The 6,846-nt window shown below is 73.9% G+C and carries 7 protein-coding genes; 2 read left to right on the plus strand and 5 right to left on the minus strand.

What is annotated here, in order from left to right:
• Together VI078_10830 and VI078_10835 are read left to right on the plus strand one after the other, a co-directional pair.
• A partial coding sequence (locus VI078_10830; protein ID HEY5999774.1) for an aminoacetone oxidase family FAD-binding enzyme occupies positions 1–735 on the plus strand: 735 nt, incomplete at its 5' end.
• Entirely contained in the window at positions 732–2,327 is a 1,596-nt protein-coding gene (locus VI078_10835) for an FAD-binding protein (protein ID HEY5999775.1), read from the plus strand. The genes VI078_10830 and VI078_10835, both read left to right, overlap by 4 nt.
• 457 nt (positions 2,328–2,784) lie before the next feature.
• Here the strand turns inward: VI078_10835 and VI078_10840 are convergent, their stop codons facing one another.
• The 5 genes from VI078_10840 to ruvA form a co-directional block, all read right to left on the minus strand.
• Positions 2,785–3,495 carry a glycosyltransferase family 2 protein gene (locus VI078_10840; GenBank protein ID HEY5999776.1) on the minus strand — a complete coding sequence of 237 codons (711 nt, stop codon included), beginning with the start codon at positions 3,493–3,495 and terminating at the stop codon, positions 2,785–2,787.
• An 83-nt stretch (positions 3,496–3,578) separates the two neighbouring features.
• Positions 3,579–4,316, minus strand: coding sequence for a CpsB/CapC family capsule biosynthesis tyrosine phosphatase (locus VI078_10845; GenBank protein ID HEY5999777.1), 738 nt, complete (start codon positions 4,314–4,316; stop codon positions 3,579–3,581).
• Complete coding sequence (locus tag VI078_10850) at positions 4,313–4,891, minus strand: epoxyqueuosine reductase QueH (protein HEY5999778.1); 579 nt, start codon at positions 4,889–4,891, stop codon at positions 4,313–4,315. The genes VI078_10845 and VI078_10850 overlap by 4 nt, the downstream gene beginning before the upstream one ends.
• Positions 4,888–5,931: a Holliday junction branch migration DNA helicase RuvB gene (gene ruvB / locus VI078_10855; GenBank protein ID HEY5999779.1), complete on the minus strand. Its 1,044-nt coding sequence runs from the start codon at positions 5,929–5,931 to the stop codon at positions 4,888–4,890. The genes VI078_10850 and ruvB overlap by 4 nt, the downstream gene beginning before the upstream one ends.
• A gap of 247 nt (positions 5,932–6,178) precedes the next feature.
• Positions 6,179–6,846, minus strand: a 668-nt coding sequence (gene ruvA, locus VI078_10860; protein HEY5999780.1) for a Holliday junction branch migration protein RuvA, incomplete at its 5' end; no start/stop codon positions are given.

The raw sequence follows: 6,846 nt of genomic DNA on the forward strand, positions 1-6,846 counted from the left end.
CCACAGCTCGGCTCCAACGGCAGCGGGCACGCCCTCGCCGCCGCCCTGGGGCACAGGATCGTCGAGCCCTTCCCCGCGCTGACGCGGATCCGCGTCCGCTCCCCCTGGCTTGCCCACCTCAAGGGGCTCAAGGTCGAGGGACGGGTCGCGCTCGGCGGCAGCGAGTCCTCCGGCGAAGTCCTCTTCACCGCGACCGGGCTCTCGGGCCCACCGGTCCTGGACGTCAGCCGCCGCGCCGGCGAGCTGCTGCGCCGCGGCCGGGAGGCGCGTGCGGTCGTCGATCTCTGCCCGGACCTCGACGCCGCCGCGTTCGCCGCGCTGCTCGCGGAGCGCTTCTCCGCGCGCCAAGGGATCACCGCCGAGTTTGCGCTCGTGGGCTTCCTGCACAAGCGCCTCATCGTGCCGGCGCTCCGCGAGGCCGACATCGACCCTGCCGCCGCCGCGGACGCCGTTGACGCACGCAGGCTCCACGCGCTTGCGGCCCTGCTGCGCGGCTGGGCCTTCGAGGTCACCGGGACCGACTCGTGGGCCGACGCGCAGGTGACCGCCGGCGGCGTGGAGGTCGCCGGCGTGGACCCCGCGACGCTCGAGTCCCGGCTCGCGGCCGGTCTCTTCTTCGCGGGCGAGGTCCTCGACGTCGATGGCGACTGCGGCGGCTTCAACCTGCAGTGGGCCTGGTCGTCCGGACACGTCGCCGGGGCCGCGGCAGCACGTCGGGCGCTCGCCTCCGGATGATCCGCGTCCACGAGGTCCGCCTCCCGCTCGACCACGACGAGGCGCAGATCCGCGCGGCGCTGCTCGAGCGCCTCGGGTTCGCCGCGGCGGACCTGCTGTCCTGGCGCGTCGCGCGCCGCGCCGTCGACGCCCGCCGCAGGGACCGCATCCAGATCGTCTATCAGATCGACGTCGACGTCGCCGACCCTGCGGCGCTGCTGGCGCGCGCGGCCGCGGGGCGGATCGAGCCCGTGCCCGAGCAGCGCTACGAGGCGCCGCAGCCGGGCGGCGAACGGCTCGCTGCGCGGCCGGTGGTCGTCGGCAGCGGCCCGGCCGGGCTCTTCGCCGCGCTCCTGCTCGCCGAGGCCGGCTACCGGCCCCTCGTGCTGGAGCGCGGCCGGCCCGTCGAGCGCCGGACGGCCGACGTCGCGGCGCTGCTCGAACGCGGCGCGTTCGATCCCGAGTCCAACGTCGTCTTCGGCGAGGGCGGGGCCGGGACCTTCTCCGACGGCAAGCTCTACACGCTGATCGGCGACCCCCGCCGCCACAAGGTCTTCACCGAACTCGCGGCCTGCGGCGCCCCGGACGAGATCCTCGTCTCGGCGAAGCCGCACATCGGCACGGACCGCCTCCGGCGCGTCGTGCCCGCGCTGCGCGCCCGCATCCTCGCCGCCGGCGGCGAGGTCTTGTTCGAGAGCCGCGTCGCCGACCTGGACGTGGACGGGGACGCGCTGCGCGCCGTCATCCTCGCCGGCGGCGAGCGGGTCCCCGCCGGAGCCGTGGTCGTCGCGGCCGGGCACAGCGCGCGGGACACGTTCGCGATGCTTCACGCCCGCGGCGTGGCGCTCGCGCCGAAGCCGCTGTCCCTCGGCGTGCGCATCGAGCACCTCCAGGGCGCGATCGACCGCGCCCAGCACGGGGCGGCTGCCGGGCACCCGCGGCTCGGCGCGGCCGAGTACAAGCTCGTCCACCACGGCGCCGACGGCCGCTCGGTCTACACCTTCTGCATGTGCCCCGGCGGCGAAGTCGTGCCGGCGGCCTCCGAGGCCGACGGCGTGGTGACCAACGGCATGAGCCGGTTCGCGCGCGACGGCCGCAACGCCAACAGCGCGCTTCTCGTGAGCGTGCTCCCGGAGGACTTCGGCGCCGCCGGCCCGCTCGCCGGGCTGGACTTCCAGCGCCGCTGGGAGCGGGCCGCCTTCATCCTCGGCGGCGGAGGCCACGCGGCCCCGGTGCAGCGCGTCGGCGACTTCCTCGCGCGGCGCCCCTCGGCGAAGGTCGGCGTCGTCCTCCCCACCTACCGGCCGGGCTGGCGCCCGGGCGATCTCGCGAGCTGCCTGCCGGCGTTCGCGGCGGAGGCGCTCCGCGCCGCGCTGCCCGCGCTGGAGCGGCGCCTGCGCGGCTTCGCCGACGGCGACGCGCTGCTCACCGGCGTCGAGACGCGCAGCTCCTCACCGGTGCGGGTCCTGCGCGACGCCGCGGGCGAGAGCAACGTGCGCGGGCTGTACGCCGCCGGCGAGGGCGCCGGCTACGCGGGCGGGATCGTCTCCGCGGCCGTCGACGGCCTGCGCATCGCCGAGGCACTCATCCGGCGCTACGCGCCTCCGCGTTAGCCCGGGGTCGCATGGGCGAGCCTTTTCCGCCCTGGCCGCGTTGCTCCTCGGATTGCTTGTGCGGCGGCCACTAGGCCGCCTCCGCGCATCCTCGTCACTGCCTTGCCAGAACGACAAATGCTGCGCCCATCGACTCCGGGCAGCTTGTGTACGGCCTTCTCGTCCGTTCAGATCATTCGCCGCCTGGCCGCGGGCAGGACGTGCACGGCGTGCCTGGCGTGATTCCTCTTCATGTTCTCGTGATGCACGGTTCCGTCGCCCAGCGAAGCGAGGGCGACGCCCTTGGCTCCGTCCCCGAGCCTCGCATGCAGGTCCGCATGGGTCGATCGGCGCGTCATCTTTCGTTCTGACAAGGCAGTGACGAGTGTGCGCGGAGGCGGGCTGGTGCCCGCCGCACAAGCAACACGAGGAACAACGCAGTCAGAGCGAAAGAGGGCCGCCGAGCGGCCCGTGCGAACTACCGGTCCCAGATGTTGTATTTCAGGATGGCATGAAGGACGACGAACCCGTCCTTCCAGGTGATCTTCTTCCCTTCCGCGTAGTCCCGCCCGTAGTAGGAGATCGGCACCTCGTAGAAGCGACACTTGAACCGCGCGAGGCGCGCCGTGATCTCCGGGTCGAAGCCGAAGCGCTCCGACTTCAGCACGATGCGCCGCGCGTACTCCGCGCGGAAGACCTTGTAGCAGGTCTCCATGTCCGTGAGGTTGAGGTTCGTGAAGACGTTCGAGACGAGCGTGAGGAAGCGGTTTGCCGCGAAGTGCCAGAACATGTGCGTCCGGTGCGGCCCCCCAAGGAAGCGCGACCCGTAGACGACGTCGGCGCGACCCGCCTGGATCGGGGCGATGAGCGCCGCGTAGTCGCGCGGGTCGTACTCGAGGTCGGCGTCCTGGATGATGACGACGTCCCCGGCGACCATGCCCAGCCCGGTGCGGATCGCCGCCCCCTTGCCCTGGTTGCGCTCGTGCAGCGCGACCCGCAGCTCGTTGAGCTCGTCCCCCGGCCAGCCGCCTGCCGACTGCAGCTCGCGGACGAAGTCGCGGGTCCCGTCCGTGGAGCAGTCCTCCACGACGATGATCTCCTTCGCGATCGGCACGGCCCGCACCTGCTCGAGCAGCTGCGGGAAGAAGACGCGCTCGTTGTAGACCGGGATGACGATCGAGAGCTTCATGCGCGATCTCTCCTCCCCTGGGATGCCGCCCCGGCGCAGAGCCGAGGCCGGTTGCGGAGTATCGGCCTGCCCCCGATTTCCTGTCAAGACATTCTCCGGGGATTCCCGGGCGGGTCGCCGAGGTCCCGACCGGCGAGGATGGCGCGCGGGTTCGCCTCGACGAGCCCAGCCGCCGCCTCCGGCCCGAGAAGACGCACCGCGGCGTCGCGCCCCTGCGCCAGCCGGGGCACGCGCGCACCGGCCCAGTGCGCGTCGCTCGCGAGCAGGTGCACCCACCCCTCGCGGAGAAAGCGCTCCGCCGTGACCGCCGCGGCCGGCCCGAAATGTCCGAGGAGGCTCCCCGCCGTGACCTGCACGAGCGCCCCCGCTTCGACGAGGGGCCCGAGCGCGCGCCACTCCCGCTGCAGGGATCCGGTGCGCTCGGGGTGCGTGACGATCGGCGTCAGCCCGCGCGCCCGGAGGGTCCGCACGAAGTCGTCCGCCCCCGGCGGCAGCGCCCGGTACGGAAACTCCAGGAGGAAGTAGCGGCCATTGCCACCGAGCGTGAGCACGTTCTCCGGCGCCAGGTCGGGCCGGACGTGGTGGTCGGCTCCCGCCACGACCTCGAGCGGGACGTCCGCCGACGCCAGCCGCCGGCGCAGCTCCACGACCGCGGCCTCGATGCTCTCGCGCCGGTTCGGGAACTCCTCGCTCACGTGCGGCGTGGCCGCGATCGTGCGAATCCCGTCCTCCACGGCGATGCGGCACATCGCCACGGCCTCGTCCCAGTCCCCCGGGCCGTGGTCCAGGCCCGGCAGGACGTGCGCGTGCAGGTCGATCACGGCGCGCCGGGCGCGGGCGGCGCGGTGCCGGACGCCCGCCGTCCCGTGTCGCGCTCGCGCGCCGACTCCGCGCACCCGCAGTAGCGCTGGCGGTAGAGCCCGCTCTCGCGGTAGCGACGGCCGCCCTCCTGCCAGCCGACGCGCAGGTCGCGGTAGAGGAAGGTCACGCCCTCGGCGCGCGCCACCTGCTCGGCGACGGCGCGCACGAGCTCGTGCCGCTGGTGGATCGAGTAGAGGAGCGTCGTGCTGAAGCACCCGAACCCGAGCCGCCGCGCCTCCCGCGCCGTCGCCCGCAGCCGCAGCTCGTAGCAGCGACGGCAGCGCTCGTCGCGGCTACCGGTCGCGGCCGGCGCCGCCTCGGGCGCCCCGTCCTCCGCGGCCACCACGAGGTCCAGCCGCAGCAGGGGTGCGTAACGCTCCAGCGCATCGAGCCGCCGCGCGCGCTCCTCGTCCGGCGCGATGTTCGGGTTGTAGAAGAAGCCCGCCAGTCGCGGCGTGAGCTCCCTCAGCGCCGGCACCGGGTACGCCGCGCAGGGGGCGCAGCAGACGTGCAGCAGCAGCCCCCCGGCGCTCACGGCGCCGTGCCGAAGAGTCGTCCCTGCGCGGCCGACCCGGACGGCGGCTCCGGGATGCCGAAGTGCCGGTACGCCAGCGCCGTCGCGACGCGGCCGCGCGGGGTGCGCTGGAGGAAGCCCTGCTGCAGCAGGAAGGGCTCGCAGACGTCCTCGATGGTGTCCTTCTCCTCGGAGAGCGCCGCGGCAAGCGTCTCCACGCCCACGGGCCCGCCGGCGTACTTCTCGATGATCAGCAGCAGCAGGCGGCGGTCCATGACGTCGAAGCCGGCGGCGTCGACCTCGAGGCGCTCCAGCGCACGGTCGGCGGCCTCGCGCGTGATGCTGCCGCCCTCGACCTGGGCGAAGTCGCGCACCCGCCGCAGCAGGCGATTGGCGATGCGCGGCGTGCCCCGCGAGCGTCGCGCGATCTCCGCGAGCCCCTCGTCGCTGCCGGAGACGCCGAGCAGCCGCGCCGAGCGCGCGAGGATCCTGCAGAGCTGCTCGACGCTGTAGAAGTCCAGCCGGCTGACGATGCCGAAGCGGTCGCGCAGCGGCGAGGTCAGCAGCCCGGCGCGCGTCGTCGCCCCCACGAGCGTGAAGGGCGCCAGGTCGAGCCGCACGCTGCGCGCGGCCGGCCCCTGGCCGATGACAAGATCGATCTTGCCGTCCTCCATCGCCGGGTAGAGGATCTCCTCGACCACCGGCGCGAGCCGGTGGATCTCGTCGATGAAGAGCACGTCGCGCGGGGAGAGGTTGGTCAGGATCGCGGCCAGGTCGCCGGCGCGCTCGATGACCGGGCCGCTGGTCGTGCGCAGGCCGACGTTCATCTCGCGGGCGATCAGGTGCGCGAGTGTCGTCTTGCCGAGCCCCGGGGGCCCGGAGAGCAGGACGTGGTCGAGCGCCTCGCCGCGCTCGCGGGCGGCGCGGATGAAGATCCGCAGATTGCCGGTGAGCTGGTCCTGCCCGACGTAGTCCTCGAAGGTCGCCGGCCGCAGCGCCGTCTCCAGCTGCGCGTCGTCGGGCTCGCGCTTGGGGTCGACAAGGTCGCTGCGCTCGGTCACGAGAACGATCCTATCCCACTTTCGACTTGGCTGCCCAGGTCAGGCAGGAGCGTCATGATGTGTCCTGGCAAGGCAGCGTCGAGCGTGCGCGCAAGAGCACCCCACGTCGCCCGGGCATGGTTCCGGGGGTGACAGCGGCGCCAGCCGCGCCATAGGGGGCGAAGCCCCCTTGGAAGCGCCCGCCGGTGGTGTTGCTGGTCAGACGACATGATCGGGCGCTGGGCCTCCTGAGTGACCCGGGCAATCCTCATCCCGCGAGGATGGCGAGGGCGCGGCGGATCAGGGCCTCCAGGCCCGTCTCGCCCTCGCGCGCCGCCTTCCCCACCGCCTTCTCCGCGTCCTTCTGCCGGTAGCCGAGGTTGACGAGCGCCGCGGCCGCGTCCTCGGCAGCCCGGTCCGCGCCTTCCGCGCGCACCGCGGTCGCGGCGGCGCCGCCCGCCTCCGCGAGCAGCGACGCGACCTTGCCCCGCAGTTCGAGGGCCATGCGCTCGGCGGTCTTCGCGCCCACGCCGGGGATCGTCGAGAGGCGCGCCACGTCGCCGGCCGCGATGGCGGCGCAGAGCTCGTCGACCGGCATGCCCGAGAGCACCGCCGTCGCCAGCTTCGGGCCGATCTTGCTCACGCCGATCAACTGCTCGAAGAGGCGCTTCTCCCGCTCCGTCGCGAACCCGAAGAGCTGGATCGCGTCCTCGCGCACCTGCGTCGAGATCTCGAGGGCGGCCGGCTCCCCCTCCGCCGGGAGGGCGTAGAACGTCGAGAGCGGGATCTGCACCTGGTAGCCGACGCCGCCGACGTCGATCAGAACGCTGTTCGGGGCCTTGCGCGCGACGCGCCCGGCCAGCCGCCCGATCACTTCCCGGCCCCCGCCGCAAACGCGGTCCAGGCCGCCCGCGCCGATCCGCGCCGGCGCCCCGC

The sequence above is a fragment of the bacterium genome, from assembly GCA_036524115.1.
Taxonomy (GTDB): domain Bacteria; phylum JAUVQV01; class JAUVQV01; order JAUVQV01; family DATDCY01; genus DATDCY01.